Genomic DNA, 26,077 nt, shown 5'->3' with positions numbered 1-26,077 from the left:
CCCTCATTCACATTTTACATGTGCACTTTATAATAGTAAGAGATGTTTTAAATTCGATTAATTAACGGTAAGTTCACTTAATTCTTAACGCTAGTTTGCACCACCACTAGCTCTCTTTAGAAAAGTATTTAAGTTACTACTCCAATACAGTTTAATATTATGAGATTCGTAACCTAATTGCAAGTGGTTCAGCATATTTTATATGTTTAATTTCAAGTTGTCTTTCAACGATTTTCATGTTGTGAATGTTTTGGTAGACCCTTATCAAAAATAGATAAGAAAAACATTCCAATTAATAAAAGAATGATCATTCCTATGAACATTGCACTCATATTGAATGTATCTACCAATATACCCCCGATTAGAGGACCAAATGCTTTCCCTACAGTTGATGCAGAATTTACTACACCCTGATATTGACCTTGCTTACCTTGCGGTGCTAAATAATTGGCAATCGTTGGTACTGCAGGCCATACAAACATTTCACCAAAAGTAAGAATAATCATTCCTATTAAGAAAACAGTAAATTGTTCTGCAAAACTTGTAACAAAGAATGACAACATAAAAATTAAAATACCAACAAACATTTGATATTTTAAGTTTCCTTTTAACAAACGAATGACTGGTCTAATTAATGGTTGTGCAACTAAAATCATAATTCCATTTACTGTCCATAATACACTATATTGAGACATTGAAATATTAATTTGTTGCGTAAATGAAGCTATTGTTGTTTCCCATTGAATGTATCCAATCCAACAAATACTAAACATGGCACATAATAGTATTAAAGCTATAAAACGTTTTTTATTTTCTTTACTTTGGATATCTAGACTATCTGGTGATTTCACTTTAGCATGGTATTCTAAATTAAATTGCGTAAAGGCTACAATTCCAAATAATACGTACATGATTAAATTAGCTAAGAAGATAAAATTAAAGCTAAATTCAGCAACGAATCCTCCCATTGCAGCTCCGGTAGCAACACCTATGTTTTGAGCTAAGTAAATAGCATTAAAAGTTGTTCTGCCACCATTAGGCCAAACGGCACCAGCCATTGCATAGATTGCTGGAACAATCATTCCCCCACCAAAACCAAGTAGCACTAACCAAACTGCATACCACGGCCATCCATGAAAGAAATTAAGTAATGTTGTACTAAGCAAACAAGTAATAGTACCTATCATGATTGTTCTATAACCACCTAACTTATCGAACAACGTTCCACCTAGTAAGTTACCAACTACCATTCCAAAAGAATTAATCATTAGAACAATCCCAGAAACTGTCAAGCTTTTTCCTAATTCTTCTTTCATATAAATCGTATTTAAAGGCCATAAAAAGCTAGAGCCAGTTATATTTAATGCCATTCCTATAACTAGCCACCATACTGATCTAGGTATATTCATAATTTTTAAGTCCTCTCTTTATATTTTTATCGAACTATAATAAACACTATAACATTAAAATATGTTAAAATCTTTACTTAGAACTAAGTTAGATAGAAAGGATAATGTGTTATGGGTAAGTATTTCCCGTATGCCTTTGAAAATAAACGATATCATACATGGAATTACCATTTAAAAAATAAATTCGGACAGAAAATTTTTAAAGTTGCTCTAGATGGCGGATTTGACTGTCCAAATAGAGATGGTACTGTCGCACATGGCGGTTGTACGTTTTGTTCAGCAGCTGGTAGTGGTGACTTTGCAGGAAATAGAGCCGATCCAATTGAAGTACAATTCCAACAAATTAAAGAACGAATGCATGAAAAATGGAGTGAAGGTAAATATATTGCTTACTTCCAAGCATTTACTAATACCCATGCACCTGTAGAAGTTTTAAAAGAAAAATATGAACCTGTGTTAAAAGAAGAAGGAGTTATTGGTTTATCTATCGCTACACGTCCAGATTGTCTGCCAGATGATGTGGTTGAATACTTAGCTGAACTAAATCAACGTACTTATTTATGGGTGGAACTTGGTCTTCAAACAGTTCATCAAAAGACCTCTGATTTAATTAATCGTGCTCACGATATGCAAACGTATTACGAAGGTGTAGCTAAATTGCGTAAACATAATATTAACGTATGTACACACATCATTAATGGCTTACCAGGTGAAGATTATCATATGATGATGGAAACAGCACGAGAAGTGGCACAAATGGATGTTCAAGGTATTAAAATCCATTTATTACATTTACTTAAAGGTACACCAATGGTTAAACAATACGAAAAAGGTATGCTTGAATTTATGACGCAAGAAGATTATACAAACTTAGTGTGTGATCAACTTGAAATCCTTCCGCCAGACATGATTATTCATCGTATTACTGGAGATGGACCGATTGATTTAATGGTAGGACCAATGTGGAGTGTTAACAAGTGGGAAGTTCTCAATGAAATAGATGATGAATTAGCACGTCGTGAATCTTATCAAGGTAAGTTTTACACATCTAATACTAAGGTGAATTCATGAAATTAGAACGCATTCTTCCTTTTGCTAAAACACTTATTAAGCAACATATTCAAGAAGATAGTATTGTTATTGATGCTACCTGTGGTAACGGCCATGATACCCTATTTTTAGCTAAACAGGTTCCAAATGGCAAAGTGTTTGGTTTCGATATACAAAAAGAAGCTATTGAACATACAAAAGAAAAAATAGCACCTTTTAAACATGTTACATTGATACATGATGGACATGAAAATATCTTAAATGATATACCAAGTGATATCATCGGAAACGTGGATGCAGCTATTTTCAATTTGGGATATCTGCCTAAAGGTGATAAATCCATTGTTACTAAACCTGAAACCACTATTCAAGCTATTGAAAGTATTTTTAAACTATTAAGTACAGAAGGTATTATTGTACTAGTGATTTATCATGGACATGAGGAAGGACAAATCGAAAGAGATGAATTATTAAAATATCTCGAAAACTTTGATCAAAGTAAAGCACACATATTAAAATATCAATTTATCAATCAAGTTAATCATGCACCTTTTATATGTGCGATTGAAAAACGTTAAATTTTAAAACCCATAAATTAAAACATCAAATCGTAGTTTTAATTTACGGGTTTTTTTATATTAAACGCTCATCAATGAATTCAAACTATTTTCTAAAGATTCATATTTTCTTTTAATAATAGTAGTAATAAAATCTAATAATTCATTTCTATATTTATTTTTTTCTTCATTAAAATGGATAATAACCGTACGTTCGTCGTCAATGGGACGCTCTTTGTAAACCCAATCAGATTGAACTAAATTATTATACGTTCTTGTTCGTTTATATGACTTGATATTAACGTATTGATCCATCTCTTTTAATGTCATAGGCCCCTTTTCCCATAACGTTAATAAAATAAGTACTTCTTCTTTATTTAAATGATACTTCTCATAAATAATTCTAAATATAGAATCTATATCCTTCAATAATTTCTCTAATTTCAATACCATAGATACCGTTTCTTTTTTTTGTAATTTCATAATTCATTCCCCTTGATCTCTCATATTATGTATAATAACTATAATTCAATTTATTATTAAGTTTATACGATTTGGTATTTTTTAATAATATATCAACTATATTTTTTAAATCAATATTTATATTATAATTCTAATACTAAATTCATACAATTTATAAAAAGTAATTGATAGTTATAATTCTACTTATATTGTAATTTTAGCTCATTTATAATATTATAACCATAATTTTGATATAGAATAGGCTCGTAGATATCTGTCTTCTACGAGCTATTCTTTATAGATTTTTAAAGATTATCTTATACTTCCTCAATATCTTCTTCTTGTACAATAAATCCCATTGTATTTACGCTATTATTCAAGAAAGTTAATATATATCTCATGACTTGATCTCGTTCAGGTTCATTGTGAATCTCATGATAAAACCCTTTCCACGCTTTAAAATAAAATTCATCTGCAAGAAATTGTTGTTTTAAAATATCTATTGAAGATGTTTCTAAAATTTTATCTTCGGTACCATACATTAATAAAGTGGGTAACGGTTTGATATCTTTAATATGTTGTGATGTGTCTTTCATCGTTTCATTAATAATGTTAAACCATTTGTAAGATACTTTCTTTAACATCAATCCGTCATGATTTGTCTCATTAATCACTTCTGAATTACGAGTTAAATCTTCATAATCTATTCCTAATTTAAATTGTGTACCTTTTGAGCTCTTTCCAATATTAGATATAAACATATTTTTTCGTGTTTTATAATTTTTCTTAAATTCAAGCATTGGAGAGAGTAGTAATATGCCCTCAATAGGTAGTTCAGTCTTTTCAAGTAAATTGAGAATAATTAAACCACCTAATCCAACACCCATAACAAATGTTGGTAATTTATATTCGTTTGCAATTTTTATCCATTCAACTAACTGTTCATGGTAAATTTCAAAACGTTGTAGTTGACCTCTGTTAGCTCGTGAAGTTTGACCTTGTCCAGGTAAATCACCCATAATTACGTGATAACCATTACGTCTCAACATCGTAATCACATACGCATATCTACCAGTATGTTCTAACATATTATGTACTATGATGATTACGCCTTTAGCGTCATGTTCTGTTTCCCACTTCCACATATTTTTGAATCCTCTCTAATTGAATGTTTATCAAATGTATTATATCAAATTATACCTTTAATTGTTGTTAAACAGTATATAGATTCTCTTAATTTATGACTAATGAATTTAAACGTATTTTACCTCCTAAATGTAAACGCTTTCTTAAACGATGTATTCATGCTAAACTTGTTATAGAGATAGATACGAGTGGGATGGAGGAATAGATATGTCTTTATTCAGAGATTTTTTCATAACATTATCAAATATTACATATTTAAATGAAATGGCTAAAAAAATCGGACCTACCATGGGGGCTAATAGAGTTGTTGCGGGTAATACTATAGAACAACTCATTGATACGATTGAACGTTTAAACGCTAAACATATTGATGTTACTGTAGATAATCTTGGAGAATTTGTTAATACTAAAGCAGCAGCGACTCAAGCTAAAAATGAAATTCTTGAGATAATGGAAGCTATTAATAAATATCAAGTGAGTGCACATATGTCGGTGAAAGTGAGTTCATTAGGCGGTGAATTTGATACTGAGTTAGCCTATCAAAATTTAAGAGACATTTTATTAAAGGCTAATACCTATGATAATATGCATATTAATATTGATATGGAAAAATATAACAGCTTATCACAAACATTACAGATTTTAGACAGGTTAAAAGGAGAATTTAGAAATGTCGGTACAGTTATTCAAGGATACCTTTATGATGCAGAGAAATTAATTGATAAGTACCCAGAATTACGATTAAGACTGGTCAAAGGCGCTTATAAAGAAAAGGATACGATTGCTTATCAAAGTAAAAAAGATATAGATAAAAATTATATAAATATTATTGAAAAACGTTTACTTAATGCCAAAAACTTTACGTCAATTGCAACACATGATGATAAAATCATTAACCATGTTAAACAATTTGTCAAAGATCATCATATTGAAAAAAGCACTTTTGAATTTCAAATGTTGTATGGTTTTCGTAATGAATTAGCAGAAGAGATTGCTAGACAAGGATATCACTTTACCGTTTATGTTCCATATGGCAATGACTGGTTTGCTTATTTCATGCGTCGCCTGGCTGAGAGACCTCAAAATCTTTCTCTTGCCTATCAAGAATTTATTTCAACAGAAGCACTAAAAAAAATTGGCTTAGTTAGTGGACTAGCTTTAGGAACACTTACATTAGTATCTAGTATTGTGAAATTACTAAAACGTTGAAATACAGAGCGTCTCGATAATCCTTAAAATTATCGAGACGCTCTACATTAATTAAAACTGTTTAAGTAAGTTTGCCATTTCAATTGCACTTACTGCCGCTTCTGCACCTTTATTACCTGCTTTCGTACCCGCTCTTTCAACTGCTTGTTCAATACTTTCAGTTGTTAAAACACCGAAAATAACTGGTGTATCTGTAACATCATTTGCTTTTGATACGCCTTTAGCAACTTCATTACAAACATAGTCATAATGAGATGTTGCACCTCTAATGACACAGCCTAAAGTAATCACTGCATCATAATCATTTTTTTGCGCTAATTTTTTAGCAACAAGTGGAATTTCAAATGCACCTGGTACATATGCAACATCAATGTTATCTTCATCTACACCATGTCTTACTAATGTATCTTTCGCTCCATCTAATAAACGGTTGGTAATAAAATCATTAAATCTACTCACTACTATTGCAACTTTTAAATTTGTACCGACTAATTTACCTTCAAAATTCATTCTAAATTCCTCCTAAATAAGATGTCCCATTTTCAATTTTTTTGTTTCCATATAATGATGATTATGTTCTGTCTCTGGCACAATAATTTCTGTACGATCTGCAACTTTTATACCATAATCTTCCAAACCTTCAAATTTCTTAGGATTATTACTTAATAAATTAACTTGTTGAACATTAAAATATTTAAGAATTTGAGCAGCTATATGATAATCTCTTAAGTCTTCATCAAAACCTAATGCTAAGTTTGCAGTAACCGTATCATGTCCTTGCTCAATTAATTCATAAGCTTTTAGTTTATTCATTAAACCAATGCCTCTACCCTCTTGTGGTAAATAAATAATTAATCCACCATGATCATTTATATATTTCATTGATGCTTCTAATTGAGCGCCACAATCACATCGTTGACTGTGGAAAATATCACCTGTTAAACAAGCAGAATGTAGTCTTACATTTTCAGTTGTACGTGGTTCTCCTTTGCCAAGTACAACAATATCTTCATGTGTATATTGAGATTGAAAACCATACATTTTAAAATCACCAATATCCGTTGGCATTTTTACAGTTGCTTTAAGTTCAATACCTTCGTTTTCTTGTTTTCGACGATAATTAATTAAACTTTCAATTGTAATCATTTTTAATTGATGACGCTCTTTAAATTGTTGTAATTCATTACCTTTTGCCATCGTACCATCGTCATTCATTATCTCACATATAACTCCAGCAGGTGCAGCACCAGTTAATTTAGCTAAATCTACAGCAGCCTCCGTATGTCCTGGTCTAACTAATACACCTTTTTCTTTAGACACTAAAGGAAATAAATGTCCTGGTTTATGGAAACTTTCTGGTTTAGAATCAGGATTAATTAACGCTTTCGCTGTTGCTGTACGATCAAATGCACTAATTCCTGTAGTAGTAGAGATATGATCGATACTTACAGTGAAATTTGTACCGTATTCATCTGTATTACCATCAACCATAGTTTTAAGATTTAGACGTTCAGCAATCTGTGAACTTATAGGAGCACAAATTAATCCACGCGCTTCTTTGGCCATATAATTAATGGTATCATCTTTCATCCATTGAGTGACTGCAATTAAGTCACCTTCATTTTCACGATCTTCATCATCTACTACAATAATACTATCGCCATTTCTTAATGCTTCTAACGCTTCTTCAATGCTATCGAATTTCATTTAAGCCCCTCCTAAAAACCATATGCTTTTAATTTATCAACTGATAAATCAGATTTATTTTTACCAACTATACTTTCAACATATTTAAATAATACATCTGTTTCAAGATGAACTTCATCGCCCATTTTTTTATTAGAAAGAATCGTTGAACGTCTTGTTTCAGGAATAAGATGGATATCAAAACTATGTTGATGCAAGTCAAAAATTGTTAAACTTACGCCATCAACAGTAATAGAACCTTGCTTAACCATTTGTTTGATGACCGAGTCCGATGCCTTAATAGATACAATGCGTGAATTAGGCGTTTCTCTGATATTTATAATTGTTCCTTTTGCATCTACATGACCTAATACAAAATGTCCTCCGAAACGTCCACTACCTGACATTGCACGTTCAAGATTGACTTCATCATTTTCTTTAATATTAGCTAAATAGGTTTTATTTTCAGTACCTTTAATCACTTGGACAGAAAATTGATTTTGTTTAAAATCAATGACTGTTAAACACGCACCATTTACGCTTATAGAATCACCAATATGCATATCTTCTATAATTTTTTGACATGAAATATCTAATGTCCTTACGGATTGTTGAGTGCGAATACGCTTTACAGTACCTATTTCTTCAACGATACCTGTAAACATTTATCTTCACTTCTTTCGCAATGTCATTTTAATATTTTGTTGAATAGACTCGGTAGAAATCACTTCAAATTGTGGCGCATTAGCTAAATCAATGACATTATCAGTTTGATAAAATTGATTTTTTCCAATACCGCCTATTATTTTCGGGGCATAATAAATAATAAGATGGTCTAAATAATTAGATTGGAGAAATTCTGAAGTTATATGAGGCCCAGCTTCTACTAATAATCTGCCAACACCTCTTTGATATATATCAGATAAAATAGATTTTAAATTACATGTTTCTAAATATATTATTTTTATATGATGACTTGGACTTTTTAGTTCATGATTTTCAGTATAAATCCAAATTTCACTTAATTGATCGTGAAATATCTGTTTTGAATAATCAATTTGACCTCGCTTAGATAGTATGATTCTTATTGGATGTTTACCATCTTGAATACGTGTTGTATATTGTGGATTATCCGCTTCAAGCGTTCCATTACCAGTTAATACGGCATCATGAGTATGTCTTAAACGATATACATCTTGTTTTACAGCTTTATTCGTAATCCATTGACTTTGTCCACTATCAGTCGCTTGTTTCCCATCTAACGAAGTCGAGACTTTTACTGTAATTTCAGGGATTTTATGTTGTTTTGCTTTGAAGAAATCTTCATACAAAGCAAAAGCTTCTTCTGAATATTGATATTCAACTTCAATACCTGCCTTTTCAAGAATGATATCTCCCTCAGAAGATAACGTCGTATCTTTTACAGCATAAATCACTTTACTAAGCCCATGTTCAATAATTTTATTCACACAAGGTGGTGTTGACCCATAATGTGTACAGGGTTCAAGAGAAATATAAATGGTGCCGCCTTTTGCCTTATCTTGTGCCATATCTAAAGCCTGAACTTCCGCATGTTTCTCTCCTTGCTTTAAATGTGCACCTAGTCCCACAATACGCCCATCATTCACAACAACTGAGCCAACAGGAGGATTAACTCCAGTTTGTCCCTTCACCATTTGTGCTAATTGAATTGCATATTTCATAAATTCACTCAATTTATCACCTCTAAAAAAACCCCATACCTGTTTCACAGGCATAGGGCATGTATATACTTAAATAAGCGTACTACAATTTTTATATTGTGCATGCTTATACATCATTCAGTAATGATGTGATTGATTCTTTCTCCCATCCAGACTTTTACTGTCGGCTCTAGAGTCTCACTAGATCAGCCACTTAATAAATTAAGATTAAGTGGGTCGCAGGCTTAATTACTGCCGGTTGGGAATTACACCCTGCCCCGAAAGAATACGTATGAAATTGTGATTAAATTTGAGTCATCGTAGTTTAGTACTACATATATCATCTTACATTTATTTTTGGAAAATTACAAATAAAGAATTTCAATTTGATTTTTAAATTTAACTCTTAAAGAGATATTTATTCATTATTGTGTAAAGCATTATACTGTATGATCAAATTCTTTTCGAATTTCATATAAATAATCCACTGCACTTACCGCTTGATTAACAATCATTTTTACTCCATTCCGCAATTTATTTACTCCATTAGTGATTTGTCCAATAGCAATCATATTATTTAAAGTACCATATCTTGGACTAATCACCTGATTTGTTTCTGGGATAATTTGTATTCCACCCATAGGATGGGCTTGAACAATTTGTCGATTTTGAAGATTTAAGATAAATTGATCATCTTCATCTAAATCTTTTAAATGTGTTTTAGAACCTGTTGCATTAATAATAATATGATGTGGATACCATTGTTCATCATTTTTAAATTTTAAATTAAATAATCCATTTTTATGTACCACATTTTCTAAATCCTTTCTAATCACTAATGAACCATCTTTTATTAATTGCTTGATGAGTTTTGCAGTTCTTGGAGGCATAGGGTTTGAGTTAAGTTGAATAATTTTAGTGAAACGTTTATCGAATTCAATTTGATCTTGACGACTAAAACTATTCCAAATCCAATTTAAATTTTCTTTGACATTCTCTATTAATGTTTGGAATATACCTATCTCATCTGGATGTTCTAAATCATAATTTAAATCTTTAATCGTATCTCCTGTTCGGCGGTGAACCAATTTCTGTAAATCAATACCATTTAAATCACACTCTTCTTTAAATAAATCGAATGCTTTCTCTAATGGCACATTTCCAAAGTACTTATCTTTAATATCATTAAATTTAGATTTTGTTAAACATTGAAACTCAATTTTTTTCATGTTTCCTCTTACGCTAGGCAATTGAGCAGAACGACTCGTCATTGTGATAGGTAGTTTAGGATGATGAAACGCTACATAACGCACTACATCTAAACTAGCTAATCCTGTTCCAATAATAGCAATATCATCAGATTCTTGTACATCATCTAAAGTATTATATGTAGGGTAAGGAGTTTGAATATAACCTTTTATACCTTTTAAATGATAAGGATCGTGATATGATAAAGTACCTATAGTTAAAAATATGTAATCATATACTTGACAATGCTTCATATCTTTAGACGTACAGACATAATATTTCAATGTGGTTTCATCTATATTTGAATTAATGAAGACTTCTTGTACTGGTTGTTTAATGACTGTAAGGTTATCATATAATGTCTCATAATTTGATAAGTATGATTTCATATAATGGCCAAAAACAAATCTTGGTAAATACTTTGGATTTTTAAACGTAAAATCAGATTGTGTTTGATACCATTTCCAAAACTCTTCATCATCATCTAAATTTAAACTCATCTTTTTAGTGGGTAAGTTAATTAATAATTGACTACTATCATTTTGAAAAGGAACACCCTGTCCCATATTAAATTCATTATCGTAGACATCGACTTTTAATTGCTTAAAGTCTTTATGTTTAACGAGTTGTCTAAGTACACTTACACCTGCTGTACCCATGCCTATAATTGCTACTCGCATATTTAACATCATCCTTTTATATATTTGTATTATGTTGAATATTATCATATTATACCAATACGATTCTCGACTTCAAAATGTTTCACTATTAACACGATGATCCATTTCAAAACATAAATAATCATGTGTAACTATGTTAAAATTTAGATATTGAGGTGACTAAACAATGAAATTTTTATTAAAAACATTAATTGTTTTTATCATTGGATTTACTTGGGCTTCAAGAAAAAACAAAGCTGAATAAATAAAAAAACCAACATCATCTAATTAAAGATAATGTTGGTTTTTATTTTGATTATTGATGTTTTTGATCATCTTTATAAACATATAGCTTGAAGTATTTACCTTCTGTTTTCATTTCTTTATAGAAATCAGCAATAATTTCCGCATTACTTTCAGCCCATTTAATATCAGTCGCATATTGATGTTCACCAGGATTCATAGGATTCCATCTCATGCTATATAATGTATTTTGATCATCGTGAGATAGGAAGTGTTTATGAATAAAGTCTGCGCCACCTTTAATTGCTTTCTCTGGTGTATCCCAACCATGTTTTTTCGCATATTCAGCACCTGTTTTGATTGGATCTTCATCTAAAGCTCCAACGCCATAAAAATTATAATATTTTTTACCATCAATATTTACACCATTCGCAAGTTCACTTTTTACTGAACCTGTTTCTAATAATGCATGAGAAATTAAATAGACTTCATTAACATGTTTTTCTTTTGCAGCATTTACAAAAGCATCAGTATGTTTCAATAATGTAGGTCGATCGAACAACATACGTTTGATACGATTTTTATCAATCCCTTGATATTTAGATAAATCTAAAAATTGATATTTTTGTTTATCATCATCGATAAATTTACTACTATCCATTGCACCTTTAATTTCACTTGCTGATGCATCTCTCCATGCATTATTGTTTTTATTCGATACTTGTTGACTTGTATAGTTATCTATTTGTTTTGCAGCAGCTTTATCAAGCGTGACGTTCACATGTTGAACTTTCTCTACTTCATTTACTTTTTTGAAAAATATCTGATCAGAAATCATTGAGAAAAAAATGAAGCCAGCTGCTACTAAAATAATAAGTAACCCTATTAGGCCTATAATAGAACCTTTTCTGTGCTTTGTCATATTCACACCTCTTAGGTTAATGTTGTAATTTCATTTATAGAAAAGTCATCTATGATAATAAATTCTAACATTTTTAATTCTCATAAACAATTTTATAATTATAATGTTACATATTCATAAAATAAAAGTAACAAAATTGAAATTTAATAAAAAATAAAAAGTAATGAAATACTCAACATTTCATTACTCAATGATTTTTATCTATTAAATAAATATAGTTATTTGTAGTAAGGTTAACATATTTAATTATTCGTTATTTCTTTTATAATCCATCATAATAAAACTGACAGCTTGCGATCTATTCTTATAATAATATTGATTTAAATCAATTGTCCCTTCAATATCACCATCACGATACATCATTTCATTTGTAAAATTATTTATCATTACAAATTCAGAACGATCTCTAATGACGTCTAAATCATCATGTCTTGCAAAAAAGTGCTCAAGATTTAAATGTGCGTAATCCAACTTCATACCTCCTATATTTTATTGTACAAATGTCGAATATTAATCTTACAAACTTGTTAAAGCCATATATCATCCAATCCAACGATTCTATGTTTACTATTTAACACCTATTTATTAAATTAAGCAAATGAAAATTCACGATACCTCATGTAGAATTTATACATCCGGAAATATTGTTTATGTACATAACTAAGGAGAAAGAATAACTATTTTAGATTTTAGTTCATTACACATAAAATATCATAAAATGATTCATCATTTGTTAAGACAATACCGTATCACTTATAATTATGATGAATTTTATCAATTATTATTAATAAAATTGTGGGAAATCTCCAAAATTTATAACCCATCTTCCTCTGTATCTTTATCCTCTTTTATTTATCAGCGATTAAAGTTTTATCTTATTGATCTTTTTAGAAAGGAGCAATTGAAGATTGACTGCTTAGATATTGCAGCGTTAAATCATTCTTTAACTTATACATTGAAAGATGAATCTTTTTTTAATGATTTCAAATATATTTTAAATTCAAATGAATATCAATGGCTGATATATTATCTTCGTGGATACAAACAATATGAAATCGCTAAAAAGATGAATGTCTCAGACACTACAATTAAAAAATATAAATCTTCTGCCCGTATCAAACTTCAGCAATATTATTTAGAAGGTGATTGGCATGTTACCTCATAATACTTTCGATTTGTTATACATTCAAACTTTAGAAGGTTCCACAATTCAGACTAAATGTTGTTTTAAAACATATGATATGATTCTACCCTTTCATATTAAAAAGATTGTCATATACTATCTAGAACAATTTAATAAATCATATACACAACAACTTAAATTAGCTAAACGCTTATTATCTATCAATAAACTAGTTCCTATTTACATTTCTAAAGACGTCATTTTATTTCCAATCAAACATCAACGCGCACCCATACAAATATATTTTAATGCTCAACGTATTATTGGATTAACGTCTTCTCAAAATAAAACCATTATTACCTTTGATAATTCAGCTCAATGCGTAGTGGATGAGCCTTACATTTTAGTTTATAAAAAATGGCAAGAAAGTATTCTATTAGCCTATTTAATTAATAAGACGACTTCTTTTCATTAAATTTATATTCAAGTAATCTTTTAGTAAACAAAGCAGTCACAAATCTTATGAGATACAAACTGACAATCAAACTAATAATGGCAAAAACTAAGATTAATACAAGATAGATTAGACTTAATTCTGCTTTAGGATTTATAAACTGATTGACTACTGCTAAACTTGCGATAAATCCAGCTAAAAACCATCCTAGCAATAGAATGTATGTGAGAACAAATAATATAATTAATAAGAAAAAATATCCATTTGAAAAATGTTTATTTCGAAAAATATAAACCTGTAAAAATTGATTAGCAAAACGAGTAGGTTTCATAAATTTCTGTTCTGCATTATTAAATGAAGCATTATTTTGTTCAAAAGTATGTTCTAATAATTGCTTTTCTTTTCTATTTAAAAACCACAATTGTTTTCTTACTTTTTCTCTAAAAGCAGTTTCTTCCATAACTTAATTCCTTTCTATTTAATTATATTTATAAATTTTAACTGAACACCGATTTTAAAACAAACTCAATAAAAAAGAAAGATACAACTCAAGATACTTTATTACTCCTTCTCTTTGATATTCATATAACACTAAAACCGAGTCTAAGACATGTTTGTAGTCTTAGACTCGGTTGATCATAATTAGATATAGTGATTTTATAATATTGATAATCCAGAACTTTTAATATCTTTTGCAAATCCTTGAACTGTATCCACTGGCAATTCATTAATATCGCGTCCAAGATTATTGTTAACTTTCTTGACAACATCTGCTGGACAAGTGATAATATCGGCGCCAATTTCATTAGCTTGGATAACATTGAACACTTCACGGCAACTTGCCCATAATAATTTAACACCATTTTTACTATGTGCGACTTTTACAGATTCTTTCATTAAAGGAAGTGGATCTACACCCGTATCAGCAATACGTCCCGCAAAGACAGAGATATATGTAGGTACACCTTCAGTCACTGCTTCTGTAATAGCTTTAACTTGTTCAATTGTATAAACAGCAGTTACATTTAAACGAACATGATCAGCTGATAACTTTTTAATTAATTCGATTGTAGACTCACCTTTTGAGTTCACAATTGGAATTTTAACAAACACATTGTCTCCATATTGCTTTAAAATTTCTGCTTCTTTCTCCATTGTGTCTAAATCATCTGAGAATACTTCAAATGATATAGAAGCATCAGGAATTTCACGTACTGCTTCTTCTGCAAAAGCTTTATAATCTGTTACACCTGCTTTTGCCATTAAGCTAGGATTTGTTGTAAAACCATCTACTTCTTTATTTTTGTATGCAGCTTTCATTTGTTCGATATCTGCACCATCAGCAAATACGTCTACATTTAATTGAGTCATAAAATCTTCCCTTCTCATTTATATTACGAATATAGCTTGCTTTATGAAAAGACACCATATGTATGATTATTTTTTTATGTACAGGATGTTTTACTATTTCGTTATGTTATTTATATCATGCTTTTTTTGTGTATGCGAATGTTTTGCTTTTAATTTTCTGAAAATTAAAAGCATATGATAAAGGTACTATTAAAAATGAAATTAAATATGGTAATATTATTTAATGGTATAAATCGGAGGTATATTATGTCTAAATCAAAAAAATATTTTTATATATCAGTTATTCTTTTAATTATTAGCTTTTATTTTAATACATTTAATCCTTTATTAAGCATTCAATTTAAATCAATAAAAAATTTATTAATTGCATGTAGTATTGTAAATGTTGTCATCCTTATGGCTTCAATTATATTTTCTGATAAAGCAATTAAACATTTAAATTATAAAAATAAAGATTGGATTAAGACCGCTTCTAACATATTACCTTATCTCATATTGATAGTAATTTTGTTCCATATTTTTGCTTCTATTACAACGTTTGGCATTTTTTCATAATCAAATACGCATAAAATGATATATAAAGGTGAGTATGTTATGCAATATATAACCGTGTTTATAGGTGGTATGTTGGGCGCTTTATTAAGATTTTTGTTTTCCTTTATGAATCAAAGTAACACCTTTCCAATTGGCACATTGATAGCTAACCTGTCAGGTGCTTTTCTTATGGGTTATCTATCTGTAGTAATGATTAAATTATTTAAAGATCACCCTAAAATTAAAAAAGGTATTACAACTGGTTTTTTAGGCGCTTTAACAACATTTTCAACATTTCAATTTGAGTTAGTCACATTACTTTACAACCATCATATTATCTTAGCTTTGGTTTATGCATTTATAAGTTATTGCTTTGGTGTTATCTTGTGCTGGATAGGTATGACATTAGGAGGTCTTACATCTTGATACAAGCTCTTTTAATTATGATTGGCGGTGGTTTAGGCGCTGTCGTTAGAGCATGGCTAACTGATGTCACTAAATCCAAATGGTCTACTTCAATACCTATTGCTACTTTAATCGTCAACTGGATTGGAAGTTTTCTCATTGGTTTAACAACTGGCCTCTCTATTCACTTAAACTGGATACATATGTTTTTTATTACTGGATTTTTAGGAGGTTTAACGACATTTTCAACCATGTCTTATGAGCTTGCGCAATGTCTAACACCGTCTTTTAAACTTTTTAAATTTATGATGTATTCTCTATTGCAATTTGTTATAGGATTTATTGCTTGTTGGATTGGTTTTATAATATAACAAAAGAGTGAACTGTGTAGTAAATTAACCTACAAGTTCACTCTTTTTTAATTAAATTTATTGACCTTCAAATGTATCTGGATCAGGTCCTATACGTTGATCTTTATTTAAATCATCAATTCGTTTCATTTGCTCTGCTGATAATTCAAAATCAAATACATCTATATTTTCTTCAATTCTGCTTGATGTAACTGATTTGGGAATAACGACGACGTTATGTTGCATATTCCATTTAATAATAACTTGTGCTGCTGATTTATTAACTTCTTTACCAATTTCATTTAACGTTTCATCGTTTAAAATTTGAGCATTCATAAATGGTGACCAAGATTCCATATAAATATTTTGAGCTTCTAAATATTTTCTAAGTTTTTCTTGAGTAAAGTATGGATGAAATTCTACTTGGTTAATGACTGGTTTAATTGACACTTGTGCTAATAATGCTTCAAAATGATCTGGATTAAAATTACTAACTCCAATGTTTTTAACTTTATTATCTTTATATAAATCTTCCATACCTTTCCATGTATCAATCATTATGGCTTCATTTGTCCCTGGCCAATGTACTAAGTATAAATCTAAATAATCTAACCCAAGTTTTTGGATACTAGTTTCGTAGGCTTGAGCCACATTTTTACGTCCGAAATCTTCGAAAAATAATTTTGATGTTACGAAAATATCTTCTCTATTTAAACCTGTTGATTCTAATCCTTCTTTGATACCTTGGCCTACTTGTTCTTCATTTCCATATACTTTAGCAGTATCTATGCTACGATACCCAGATTCAATAGCATGTTTAACTGCTTCTTTACAAGTATCGTCATTTTCTACTCGAAATGTTCCAAGTCCTAACATTGGCATTTGATTTCCATTATAGAATTCAATATAGTCCATCTTACTTCCTCCTTTAAAAATAACTATTCTGTATATACCCTAAAAGTATATTTATGAACATCGCTTATAATAAAAAAGTACCATCAAAATTTAAAATTTTGATGGTAGCCTCTCTTAGTTAAATGATTCAATTTTATCCATAATATTTTGTAATTCATCGACATTATATTGAATACGTCCATGGAATACAAATTTGTTAAAGAATTCGTCAAGTTGTTCAGGACCAACTAAAACCTTAACACTTGAACTTTGTGCATAGTTTGAAATCGTTACGTCTTTATCATGTTTAGGATTAAAATATAAAATTGATGTTGGCGTATATTTAAGTCCTAATTCTGTTTGTAAATCTGTAGCCAACTTCTCAATTGCAGAAAGTTGATCAGAATAATTAATAAATGATAGTTTCGAATGATTATCTTCATGTTGATCAAGAACTAACGTTTGAGGCGCTTGTGTATTTAAATCAAGTGTATCAAATACTTGCTTCAGCATTGGTAATTCTTGAAATTGTGCGCCACTAATTCCATTATAAACATGACCTTTTAATAATTGTGAATCAATGATATATAAACCAGTTCTAGTAAGCACAAGATGGCTAATACGTTGAATATTATTAAACTCATTACTTGGTAAAAAAATATTAGCCATTATATGCATATCTTCACGTCTAATACGTTTTTCTTTAACTAAACGGTCTCTAATACCAATGAGTCTCATATCAGTCACGTATTCACTTTTATTTTTAGAAAATAATTTCAAAGCATCAATTTCACGTTCTTTTCCATTAACTGTAACTTCAAATTCTTCTTTTTGTTTCGTTACTTGTTTTTTATTTTCAATACGTTCTTTTTCAAGTGCTTCCTCATGTGAAGATTTGAGTTGTTGCTCCTTGAGATTGTACTCTTCATTCGCTTTGTGTTTCATATTATTTTTACTTTTCAAAGCAACTAAAAATAGAATAAAACATATAATCGCTATGATTATCGCTGCAATTAAACCAATCTCAACCGGTCCAAATGAATTCATTAGATAACGCTCCTTTTAAACTGTCAATATCTATCTATTATAATAGAAATAGACGATAATTTCGAGGTTTAACCTAATTAACTGCTATATATCCTATGTTATTTTTGAACGGCTTCTTTTAGGACATTCACTTTATCTAATTTTTCCCATGGTAACAATACATCAGTACGACCAAAATGTCCGTATGCAGCTGTTTGTTTGTAAATAGGATGTTTTAAGTCAAGCATTTTAATGATACCTGCTGGTCTTAAATCAAAATGTTTTCTTACCGCTTCAACTAATTGTCCTTCAGAAACTTTACCTGTTTTAAATGTATCAATAGCAATAGATACAGGTTCTGCTACACCAATTGCATAAGCTAATTGCACTTCACATTGCTCAGCTAATCCAGCTGCTACAATATTTTTTGCAACATATCTCGCTGCATATGCCGCAGAGCGATCTACTTTTGTAGGATCTTTACCACTGAAACAGCCACCTCCATGACGAGCATAACCACCATATGTATCTACAATAATTTTTCTTCCAGTTAAACCAGCATCTCCTTGAGGACCCCCAATAACAAATCGACCAGTTGGATTAATAAAGAATTTAGTTTCATCATCAATTAAACCTTCAGGCACAGTCGGATAAATGACATGCTCTTTAATATCTTTTTGGATTTGTTCTAATTCAATGTCTTCAGCATGTTGAGAAGATACCACAATCGTGTCAATACGTTTAGGTTTATCATTTTCATCGTATTCTACTGTTACTTGAACTTTACCATCTGGACGTAAATAACCTAAGGTACCGTCTTTACGCACATCTGATAAGCGTTTCGCTAGTTGATGTGATAAAAAGATTGGAAGCGGCATATATGTTTCGGTTTCATTTGTTGCATAACCAAACATTAATCCTTGGTCTCCGGCACCTGTTGCTTCAATTTCTTCTTCAGATATATCATTGCGATACTCAAGTGCTTTATCTACACCTTGGGCAATATCAGGTGATTGTTCATCAATAGCTGTTAAAACAGCCATTGTTTGATAATCGTAACCATATTTAGCTCTTGTATAACCAATATTTTTGATTGTTTCTCGTACTACTTTAGGAATATCTACATATGTAGACGTTGAAATTTCACCAGAAATTAAAGCCATACCTGTTGTTACTGTTGTTTCACAAGCGACACGTGCATTAGGATCATCTTTTAAAATTTCATCTAAAATCGCATCAGATACTTGATCGGCGATTTTATCTGGATGCCCTTCTGTCACTGACTCTGATGTAAATAAACGTTTATTATAAGTCATGATTTGCTCCTTTTTTTAACTATATTTACGAAAATTCTCTTTTGACAATGAGCTTAAAATAAAAGAGCCTTCTCAACTATCTAGATAGAGAGAAGGCTCTTAAACGTCCATTCGCTCTTATCGTTCAGACAAATATTGCGTCTGCAAACGGTTTGGCACCTTTCTTTTAAAAAAAGAGGTTGCTGGGTTTCATTGGGTCCATGTCCCTCCACCACTCAGGATAAGAGAATCCGTTAAGACCTATACTACATAAATACTTTAAAATTGTCAATTTTGATTTTTAAATGTTCTTTTATTTACAATGGAATAATTAAATTATTATGTTATACTTTTTAATGTAAGGGCTTACACATATAAATGAATAGATATTTGGAGGGATGTTGTATGTCAATAGATACATACAGTGAAACACCTAAAATCAAACACTTATTAGAGAAGGAAACGACTTTATTTCAACTTTCTACTACTCAGCTTTATTACAAGATTTTAAATAATAATGAAGGTGAACTTACTGAACTTGGCGCAATTAATATGAGTACAGGTAAATATACTGGTCGTTCACCAAAAGATAAATTTATCGTTAACGAACCTTCATATCGAGACAATATTGATTGGGGAGACATTAATCAACCTATAGATGAAGACGTGTTTTTAAAATTATACAACAAAGTATTAGATTATTTAGATCAAAAAGATGAATTATACGTTTTTAATGGTTATGCCGGAAGTGATAAAGACTCACAATTAAAATTAAAAATTATCAATGAGCTTGCATGGCATAATTTATTTGCACAAAACATGTTTATCCGACCTGAATCTATTGAGGAAGCAAGTCATATTAAGCCAAATTTCACTATCGTTTCTGCCCCTCATTTTAAAGCCAATCCAGATGTTGACGGTACTCATTCTGAAACATTTATTATTGTTTCATTTAAACATAAAGTGATTTTAATTGGTGGTACTGAATACGCTGGAGAAATGAAAAAAGGTATCTTTTCAGTGATGAACTACTTATTACCTATGCAAGATATTATGAGTATGCATTGTTCTGCCAATGTTGGAGAAAAAGGTGATGTTGCTCTATTCTTTGGATTATCTGGTACAGGAAAAACAACATTATCAGCGACGCCAACTCGCAAATTAATTGGCGATGATGAACATGGCTGGAATAAAAATGGTATTTTTAACATTGAAGGTGGTTGCTATGCAAAAGCTATCCACTTATCTAAAGAAAAAGAACCTCAAATTTATAATGCCATTCAATATGGTACTATTCTTGAAAATACAATTGTTAATGAACGTGGCCATGTTGATTTTGATGATAATACGAACACAGAAAACACACGTGCTGCTTATCCAATTCATCATATCGATAATATCGTATTACCTTCTAAAGCTGCACACCCTAATACAATTATCTTCTTAACTGCAGATGCATTTGGTGTACTTCCACCTATTTCTAAATTATCTAAATCTCAGGCAATGTATCATTTCTTAAGTGGTTTTACGTCAAAATTAGCTGGCACAGAACGTGGCGTGACAGAACCTGAACCATCATTTTCAACATGCTTTGGCGCTCCATTTTTACCTTTGCATCCTACTAAATATGCGAATTTACTTGGTAAGTTAATTGATGACCATGATGTTGATGTATATCTAGTAAATACAGGATGGACTGGTGGAAAATATGGTGTTGGACGTCGTATCAGCTTACATTATACACGTTATATGGTAGATCAAGCTATTTCTGGCAAGCTAAAACAAGCTACATTTACTAAAGATGAAATATTTGGTTTAAGTATACCAACTGAAATGGAAGATGTGCCTAAGACTATTTTAAATCCAATCCATGCTTGGAATGATCCTGAGGCTTATCGTCATCAAGCTAATGACTTAAAAAAACGTTTTGAAGAAAACTTCAAAACATTTGGAGATGAAGTAAAAGATATTGCTAAAGATGGTGGATTTAGTCATTAATAATATATCTAAACAAAAGACTTACATGATGACTGTTATAGTCATCTTTGTAAGTCTTGTTCTATATTATTCATCCATTGATGTATATAATCTAAAACTTCTTTCAATGCTTTCGGTCTTGGGACATGGCCTTCGTCAAGTTGATAAAATGTATCATGTTTGACCCCTTTACGTTCTAGTTGTTCTTGAAGAAAATACGCTTGATGTATACCCACTTGCCAATCTTTACCACCATGTACAATTAAAATAGGTGGACTGTTTTGATTCAACGTACGTATCGCATTTCTTTGTTCATATGCCTTTTTATCTTTTTTCGGATGACCTACCATACGTCTTAGCATTCCCCTTAAATCCACACGTTCTTCATACATTAAATGAACATCTGAAACGCCACCCCAAATAATATAACTATCAACTGGATCATCCTGAAATGATAATAAACCTTGAATTCCACCTCTTGAAAATCCAATCATATGGACGAAAGCTTGGGGATACTTATTTTTTAATAGTCGAATAAGTACTGTTACATCATGTAAATCAGCATTACAAAATTCATCTTTTCCTTCACTACCATTACTTCCTCTATAATAGGGACCTATAACTAATGTATACGGATCAGAAAATTGCATGAGTCTTGAAGCTCTTACTCTACCAACTTGTCCTTTTCCACCACGTAAATACACTACAATTCGTTTAACATTATGATACGCTGGGATCATCTGTAACGCTTTTACATTTAATTCGTCTACTGTATAAGTTATTTCCTCAAATCGATGAGTGTTGGATTCAACAGGCATTGTTCTAATATTTGTAATACCCAAGATCTTTCACCCTTTCTAAACATTTTAAAATTGCTTCATCTTTAATTAAATAACTTTTTTGGTGCTCAGGAATCTCATTAACTAGATGAAATAATATAGGACCCTCTGTTTCCAAATAATCATGTTTATGTTCAATTGATTTCACTTTAATCACGTACACATCTTTTTTAAAAAGTGACTTATCAAAGGTATGAACTTGATATTGCGCGATATAATATAAGGCTTCTACCTTTCCACCTGTTTCTTCATAAAGTTCTCTAGCAATCGCTTGTTGACTAGTTTCATTAATTTCAACTTTACCTCCAGGGAACTCGATACCTCTTTTAGAGTGTTTAGTGAATAATAATTGATTTTGAAATATCGGAATAGCTAAAACGTGGTTTCCATTCGGTATATCGTTATCAGTTTTATATTGCATCGTGACTCGTCTATCATCTTGATCGATAAACTCCATATCACTCATCCCCCTCTTAAATATGGTAGAATTATTTAATAATCAAATGTCTATAGGAGGTTTATTTATGCTTAAAAAATTATTTCTAAGCATCATTCGTATTTATCAGCATTTCATCTCCCCTATGACACCACCAACATGTCGATTCTATCCTACTTGTTCTGAATATACTAAAGAAGCTATAGAAGTATATGGAGCATTTAAAGGTGGCTATATGGGAGTAAAACGTATTTTAAAATGCCATCCATTTCATGAAGGTGGATTTGATCCCGTACCTTTAAAAAAAGACAAACATACACATCATCATTCATAAACAGATAATGCATTTATATTAACTTTAGGGGGATTGAAATATATCAATCCTTCTTTTAATTTGCCTATGCCTTGTGTAAAGTCTGTTTCAAAATAATATCCATCTGGAGTAATATCTCCTGGATAAGACCCTTCTTTTGCTAATAAAGCAGTAAAATATCGACTAAGTCCATATTCATACATCCCACCAACGATCACTTTAATATCTTTCTCTTTTAATAAGTGAATGAGTTCTAGCGCTCTATCTATTCCTCCCAGTCTAAATGGTTTAACCACAACCGCAGTTATAGGATATTGATGAATAATTTTCAAAATTGATTGTACGTCCGTTGCTTTTTCATCAATAGCAATAGCAGGATAATGCGTAACATCTATATAGCTTAAATCATTTAAATCTTTAAATGGTTCTTCAACGTATAGAAGATTGTGTTGATCAATCTCTTTTAATAATTGAAATTGTGACATATCCAGTGATTCATTTGCATCGAGTGCAAGACTAAATTCAAATGGAAGTTCATTGCGTAGCTTTTTTATATCGTTAATGAGATGAGAACTCCATTTTAATTTAATACGTGCTGGCTTTGTGTCTTTAAGTGTTTGTAATTGTGAAGAAGATAAACCACTTACTGTTGCCCCATATTCAACGTTAAAGCACGGTTGTGAATAAAACATCTGATAAACCGCCATCACAACAGTACATCTAGTAGCTGGATAACTATCTAATACATCAAGATAAGGTAACCAGTCACTAAATGTATTGAATGATTGATTTAAAATCTTTTTTGACCATTGTTGTATTCGTATTTTTACTGTCTCAATTGTTTCAGTATCATACCAATCCGTTTCAAATGCATTACATTCACCAAAATAATTTTTCCCTTCATCAGAAATAAATCGTACTATGAGTGCTTTACGATGTGTCATTTCGACTTTAGGCGTCGTAATCGGAGAATGAAACGGCGCGGTATAGTAATAAAATTGTATATCAATGATTTTCATTTAATGATCCTCAGTTCCAACTTTATTACGTTGTAATTTTCCAGTAGAAGTATAAGGTAATGCATTGACGTGTTGATATATCTTAGGAACTTTATATTTTGCTAAATGTTCTTGTAAAAAATTTATAAGATCATTAACCTCAATTGTTTCACTTGCGACATAGTAAAGCGCTGGAATCTGACCCCAAGTCTCATCTTCTTTAGGTACACATACTGCATCTATAATTCCATTGAATGTTTTAGCTACTGTTTCAATTTCATAAGGATAGATATTTTCTCCACCACTAATAATAAGGTCTTTACGTCGATCATAAACCATTACAAAACCATCACTGTCTATTTCTGCAATATCTCCTGTTTTAAAGAAACCATCTTCAAATGTGTTATCCAAATCTTTAGGATACAAATATCCGTTCATTACACTGTCGCCTTTGATAAGTAATTCACCATGTCCCTCTTCATTAGGTTGTTTAATACATACTTCAACATTATCACTTGGTTTACCTACTGTATCATATCGTTTAGCTAACATATCTGGCGAAGCGGTTAGGAACTGCGAACATGTTTCTGTCATTCCAAAAGAATTATAAATAGGTAATTGATAACTCAATGCCTGTTGTATGAGCGTGGATGATAATTTAGCACCCCCAAGTAATATTTTTTCAATTGAGTATGGTTTATTTAAACCAGCATCCATTAGCCACTTTAACGTTTGTGGCACAAGTGACACATGTGTAGGATATTCGTTTTTAATAATAGTCAACATATCTTCAGTATTATATTTATTTAATAAACGTACAGTAAATCCTTCAATCACAGCACGTAAAATCACGCTAAGTCCTGAAATATGATAAATTGGAAGAACCGATAACCATGTCGTTTGTTGATCAAATCCTAGACTTTCTTTACAACCTAATGCACTTGCATAGTGATTTTTAAATGTTTGAGGTACTGCTTTTTGGGGTCCTGTCGTCCCTGATGTAAACATAATAGATGCAATACGATGAATATCAAATTGTTTATGATTAGGCGTATCAGGATAATCATTGAGTTGATTAAATGAGAGAACTTGATGTGAAGATAAATCGAACTCTTTTGTAGTTAAAATAAGTTGAACATTCACTGAGTTCATTTGATTAGTCATTTCAGTTGTTGTTAATCGTGTATTGATCATTGCAATTTCAATTTGCGCTAACCAACATGCGTGCACTAAAATAACAGAATCAATGTCGTTTCCAATATATAGTCCTACCCTACTTTCATTTAAAGATAATAATTTTTTTGAAAGCTGATACGCTGTAGAATATAATTGATTATATGTTAATGTATACTGACCATCTATAACCGCGATTTTGTTTTTGTTTTTTATACTTTGCTCTTTTAACCAAAATTCCAAAATTCATTCCTCCAATAGTTATACACTCTATATTATAACGATTTTTAAATTACTTAACAGGACTCATGTTTGAATTTATTTTGTGATTGTTTTATTTTTAAAAAGATATTATCCATTTTAAGATAAATATAGTTGAATACTTGATATATCATATCTATAAAAAACTCAGAATGGAAAACAACCATTCTGAGCTACTGTACGGAGAGTAAGGGATTCGAACCCTTGAGACGCGATAAAGCGCCTACACACTTTCCAGGCGTGCTCCTTCAGCCAGACTCGGACAACTCTCCTCTATTCAATTAAATAAAAAAACAGAAGCGATGTTTCACTTCTGTTTATATGACTCCTACGGGACTCGAACCCGTGTTACCGC

29 protein-coding genes, 1 tRNA gene, 2 riboswitches and 1 other annotated feature (1 of these 33 cut by a window edge) are annotated in these 26,077 nt (G+C 30.9%); of the genes, 10 read left to right on the top strand and 20 right to left on the bottom strand.

All coding sequences use genetic code 11. From position 1 onward, the window contains the following. Window positions 1-159, bottom strand: a binding site (T-box leader) (it extends 32 nt beyond the left edge of the window). Window positions 160-224: 65 nt separating this feature from the next. Next, window positions 225-1,409: an MDR family MFS transporter gene (locus tag HMPREF2629_RS04620; RefSeq protein ID WP_025987199.1), complete on the bottom strand. Its 1,185-nt coding sequence runs from the start codon at window positions 1,407-1,409 to the stop codon at window positions 225-227. A gap of 111 nt (window positions 1,410-1,520) precedes the next feature. Here HMPREF2629_RS04620 and HMPREF2629_RS04615 point away from each other — a divergent pair, with 111 nt between their 5' ends. Beyond that, a complete protein-coding gene (locus tag HMPREF2629_RS04615) occupies window positions 1,521-2,480 on the top strand; it encodes a tRNA modification radical SAM protein MnmL/YtqA (RefSeq protein ID WP_017176354.1) in 960 nt (319 codons plus the stop codon). Continuing rightward, window positions 2,477-3,037 (top strand): tRNA 5-(aminomethyl)-2-thiouridylate-methyltransferase MnmM, encoded by a 561-nt coding sequence (locus tag HMPREF2629_RS04610; RefSeq protein ID WP_017176355.1) that lies wholly within the window; start codon window positions 2,477-2,479, stop codon window positions 3,035-3,037. Before HMPREF2629_RS04615 ends, HMPREF2629_RS04610 begins: the two co-directional genes overlap by 4 nt. Before the next feature lie 60 nt (window positions 3,038-3,097). Here HMPREF2629_RS04610 and HMPREF2629_RS04605 read toward each other — a convergent pair whose 3' ends face one another. Beyond that, window positions 3,098-3,499: a transcriptional regulator, SarA/Rot family gene (locus HMPREF2629_RS04605; RefSeq protein ID WP_002449620.1), complete on the bottom strand. Its 402-nt coding sequence runs from the start codon at window positions 3,497-3,499 to the stop codon at window positions 3,098-3,100. A gap of 296 nt (window positions 3,500-3,795) precedes the next feature. Beyond that, complete coding sequence (locus tag HMPREF2629_RS04600) at window positions 3,796-4,623, bottom strand: alpha/beta fold hydrolase (RefSeq protein WP_017176356.1); 828 nt, start codon at window positions 4,621-4,623, stop codon at window positions 3,796-3,798. 208 nt (window positions 4,624-4,831) lie between these two features. Here HMPREF2629_RS04600 and HMPREF2629_RS04595 point away from each other — a divergent pair, with 208 nt between their 5' ends. Then, window positions 4,832-5,833 carry a proline dehydrogenase family protein gene (locus HMPREF2629_RS04595; protein WP_048761780.1) on the top strand — a complete coding sequence of 334 codons (1,002 nt, stop codon included), beginning with the start codon at window positions 4,832-4,834 and terminating at the stop codon, window positions 5,831-5,833. 51 nt (window positions 5,834-5,884) lie between these two features. On the opposite strand, the gene ribE (HMPREF2629_RS04590) is transcribed toward HMPREF2629_RS04595, so the two are convergent. The 7 genes from ribE (HMPREF2629_RS04590) to HMPREF2629_RS04560 all read right to left on the bottom strand — a co-directional run bounded on the left by ribE (HMPREF2629_RS04590) (window position 5,885) and on the right by HMPREF2629_RS04560 (window position 12,744). Continuing rightward, entirely contained in the window at window positions 5,885-6,343 is a 459-nt protein-coding gene (gene ribE, locus HMPREF2629_RS04590) for a 6,7-dimethyl-8-ribityllumazine synthase (protein WP_048761778.1), read from the bottom strand. Between the two features lie 12 nt (window positions 6,344-6,355). After that, complete coding sequence (gene ribB / locus HMPREF2629_RS04585; RefSeq protein WP_049379361.1) at window positions 6,356-7,540, bottom strand: 3,4-dihydroxy-2-butanone-4-phosphate synthase; 1,185 nt, start codon at window positions 7,538-7,540, stop codon at window positions 6,356-6,358. An 11-nt stretch (window positions 7,541-7,551) separates the two neighbouring features. Beyond that, window positions 7,552-8,184 (bottom strand): riboflavin synthase, encoded by a 633-nt coding sequence (gene ribE, locus HMPREF2629_RS04580; RefSeq protein ID WP_017176359.1) that lies wholly within the window; start codon window positions 8,182-8,184, stop codon window positions 7,552-7,554. A gap of 6 nt (window positions 8,185-8,190) precedes the next feature. Then, a complete protein-coding gene (ribD, locus tag HMPREF2629_RS04575) occupies window positions 8,191-9,234 on the bottom strand; it encodes a bifunctional diaminohydroxyphosphoribosylaminopyrimidine deaminase/5-amino-6-(5-phosphoribosylamino)uracil reductase RibD (RefSeq protein WP_070468252.1) in 1,044 nt (347 codons plus the stop codon). Between the two features lie 121 nt (window positions 9,235-9,355). After that, a riboswitch (FMN riboswitch) is annotated at window positions 9,356-9,491 on the bottom strand. A 150-nt stretch (window positions 9,492-9,641) separates the two neighbouring features. Continuing rightward, window positions 9,642-11,129: an FAD/NAD(P)-binding protein gene (locus HMPREF2629_RS04570; RefSeq protein WP_049382125.1), complete on the bottom strand. Its 1,488-nt coding sequence runs from the start codon at window positions 11,127-11,129 to the stop codon at window positions 9,642-9,644. A gap of 295 nt (window positions 11,130-11,424) precedes the next feature. Beyond that, window positions 11,425-12,273: a peptidoglycan release complex glucosaminidase SagB gene (locus HMPREF2629_RS04565; protein ID WP_037541107.1), complete on the bottom strand. Its 849-nt coding sequence runs from the start codon at window positions 12,271-12,273 to the stop codon at window positions 11,425-11,427. Between the two features lie 246 nt (window positions 12,274-12,519). After that, window positions 12,520-12,744, bottom strand: coding sequence for a hypothetical protein (locus HMPREF2629_RS04560; RefSeq protein WP_002449634.1), 225 nt, complete (start codon window positions 12,742-12,744; stop codon window positions 12,520-12,522). 247 nt (window positions 12,745-12,991) lie between these two features. On the opposite strand from HMPREF2629_RS04560, the gene HMPREF2629_RS04555 reads away from it, so the two are divergent. Together HMPREF2629_RS04555 and HMPREF2629_RS04550 are read left to right on the top strand one after the other, a co-directional pair. Further along, a complete protein-coding gene (locus HMPREF2629_RS04555) occupies window positions 12,992-13,438 on the top strand; it encodes a sigma-70 RNA polymerase sigma factor region 4 domain-containing protein (protein ID WP_037541109.1) in 447 nt (148 codons plus the stop codon). Next, window positions 13,425-13,871, top strand: coding sequence for a competence protein ComK (locus HMPREF2629_RS04550; protein ID WP_017176364.1), 447 nt, complete (start codon window positions 13,425-13,427; stop codon window positions 13,869-13,871). The genes HMPREF2629_RS04555 and HMPREF2629_RS04550 overlap by 14 nt, the downstream gene beginning before the upstream one ends. Here HMPREF2629_RS04550 and HMPREF2629_RS04545 read toward each other — a convergent pair. Both HMPREF2629_RS04545 and HMPREF2629_RS04540 read right to left on the bottom strand, forming a co-directional pair. Next, entirely contained in the window at window positions 13,846-14,310 is a 465-nt protein-coding gene (locus HMPREF2629_RS04545) for a membrane protein (RefSeq protein WP_019835280.1), read from the bottom strand. The genes HMPREF2629_RS04550 and HMPREF2629_RS04545 overlap by 26 nt on opposite strands. A 197-nt stretch (window positions 14,311-14,507) precedes the next feature. Beyond that, complete coding sequence (locus tag HMPREF2629_RS04540; RefSeq protein ID WP_017176366.1) at window positions 14,508-15,221, bottom strand: transaldolase; 714 nt, start codon at window positions 15,219-15,221, stop codon at window positions 14,508-14,510. Between the two features lie 246 nt (window positions 15,222-15,467). Here HMPREF2629_RS04540 and HMPREF2629_RS04535 point away from each other — a divergent pair, with 246 nt between their 5' ends. Genes HMPREF2629_RS04535 through HMPREF2629_RS04525 form a run of 3 tightly spaced genes read left to right on the top strand, consistent with a single transcriptional unit; the run spans window position 15,468 to window position 16,531 of the window. Continuing rightward, window positions 15,468-15,776: a hypothetical protein gene (locus HMPREF2629_RS04535; RefSeq protein WP_070813182.1), complete on the top strand. Its 309-nt coding sequence runs from the start codon at window positions 15,468-15,470 to the stop codon at window positions 15,774-15,776. A 39-nt stretch (window positions 15,777-15,815) separates the two neighbouring features. After that, on the top strand, window positions 15,816-16,181 hold the full coding sequence (crcB, locus tag HMPREF2629_RS04530) for a fluoride efflux transporter CrcB (protein ID WP_049382126.1): 366 nt from the start codon (window positions 15,816-15,818) through the stop codon (window positions 16,179-16,181). Continuing rightward, window positions 16,178-16,531 (top strand): fluoride efflux transporter FluC, encoded by a 354-nt coding sequence (locus HMPREF2629_RS04525; RefSeq protein ID WP_017176369.1) that lies wholly within the window; start codon window positions 16,178-16,180, stop codon window positions 16,529-16,531. The genes crcB and HMPREF2629_RS04525 overlap by 4 nt, the downstream gene beginning before the upstream one ends. 57 nt (window positions 16,532-16,588) lie before the next feature. Here HMPREF2629_RS04525 and HMPREF2629_RS04520 read toward each other — a convergent pair whose 3' ends face one another. The 3 genes from HMPREF2629_RS04520 to metK all read right to left on the bottom strand — a co-directional run bounded on the left by HMPREF2629_RS04520 (window position 16,589) and on the right by metK (window position 19,746). Then, a complete protein-coding gene (locus HMPREF2629_RS04520; protein WP_017176370.1) occupies window positions 16,589-17,425 on the bottom strand; it encodes an aldo/keto reductase in 837 nt (278 codons plus the stop codon). A 114-nt stretch (window positions 17,426-17,539) separates the two neighbouring features. Further along, window positions 17,540-18,451 carry an NERD domain-containing protein gene (locus tag HMPREF2629_RS04515; protein WP_017176371.1) on the bottom strand — a complete coding sequence of 304 codons (912 nt, stop codon included), beginning with the start codon at window positions 18,449-18,451 and terminating at the stop codon, window positions 17,540-17,542. Between the two features lie 98 nt (window positions 18,452-18,549). Further along, window positions 18,550-19,746: a methionine adenosyltransferase gene (gene metK / locus HMPREF2629_RS04510; protein ID WP_070813181.1), complete on the bottom strand. Its 1,197-nt coding sequence runs from the start codon at window positions 19,744-19,746 to the stop codon at window positions 18,550-18,552. 114 nt (window positions 19,747-19,860) lie between these two features. Then, window positions 19,861-19,973, bottom strand: a riboswitch (SAM riboswitch). Between the two features lie 157 nt (window positions 19,974-20,130). Between metK and pckA the strand changes: the two genes are divergently transcribed. Further along, a complete protein-coding gene (gene pckA, locus HMPREF2629_RS04505; protein WP_048761772.1) occupies window positions 20,131-21,723 on the top strand; it encodes a phosphoenolpyruvate carboxykinase (ATP) in 1,593 nt (530 codons plus the stop codon). Window positions 21,724-21,764: 41 nt separating this feature from the next. Here pckA and HMPREF2629_RS04500 read toward each other — a convergent pair whose 3' ends face one another. Both HMPREF2629_RS04500 and ytkD read right to left on the bottom strand, forming a co-directional pair. Next, complete coding sequence (locus tag HMPREF2629_RS04500) at window positions 21,765-22,544, bottom strand: alpha/beta hydrolase family protein (RefSeq protein ID WP_017176374.1); 780 nt, start codon at window positions 22,542-22,544, stop codon at window positions 21,765-21,767. Beyond that, window positions 22,525-22,998: an RNA deprotection pyrophosphohydrolase gene (gene ytkD, locus HMPREF2629_RS04495; RefSeq protein WP_017176375.1), complete on the bottom strand. Its 474-nt coding sequence runs from the start codon at window positions 22,996-22,998 to the stop codon at window positions 22,525-22,527. Before ytkD ends, HMPREF2629_RS04500 begins: the two co-directional genes overlap by 20 nt. A 67-nt stretch (window positions 22,999-23,065) precedes the next feature. On the opposite strand from ytkD, the gene yidD reads away from it, so the two are divergent. Next, window positions 23,066-23,311 (top strand): membrane protein insertion efficiency factor YidD, encoded by a 246-nt coding sequence (gene yidD / locus HMPREF2629_RS04490; protein ID WP_017176376.1) that lies wholly within the window; start codon window positions 23,066-23,068, stop codon window positions 23,309-23,311. Here yidD and menC read toward each other — a convergent pair. The 3 genes from menC to HMPREF2629_RS04475 all read right to left on the bottom strand — a co-directional run bounded on the left by menC (window position 23,302) and on the right by HMPREF2629_RS04475 (window position 25,994). Next, window positions 23,302-24,309, bottom strand: coding sequence for an o-succinylbenzoate synthase (menC, locus tag HMPREF2629_RS04485; RefSeq protein ID WP_017176377.1), 1,008 nt, complete (start codon window positions 24,307-24,309; stop codon window positions 23,302-23,304). The two genes, yidD and menC, sit on opposite strands and share 10 nt — an antisense overlap. Continuing rightward, complete coding sequence (gene menE, locus HMPREF2629_RS04480; RefSeq protein ID WP_017176378.1) at window positions 24,310-25,704, bottom strand: o-succinylbenzoate--CoA ligase; 1,395 nt, start codon at window positions 25,702-25,704, stop codon at window positions 24,310-24,312. It lies immediately after the preceding gene. Window positions 25,705-25,903: 199 nt separating this feature from the next. Further along, window positions 25,904-25,994: transfer RNA gene (locus HMPREF2629_RS04475), tRNA-Ser, on the bottom strand. Window positions 25,995-26,077 lie beyond the last annotated feature (83 nt).

It is taken from the genome of Staphylococcus sp. HMSC034C12 (genome assembly GCF_001835895.1).
Classification (GTDB): domain Bacteria; phylum Bacillota; class Bacilli; order Staphylococcales; family Staphylococcaceae; genus Staphylococcus; species Staphylococcus hominis.
This window is presented reverse-complemented; position numbering and strand designations above follow the sequence as displayed.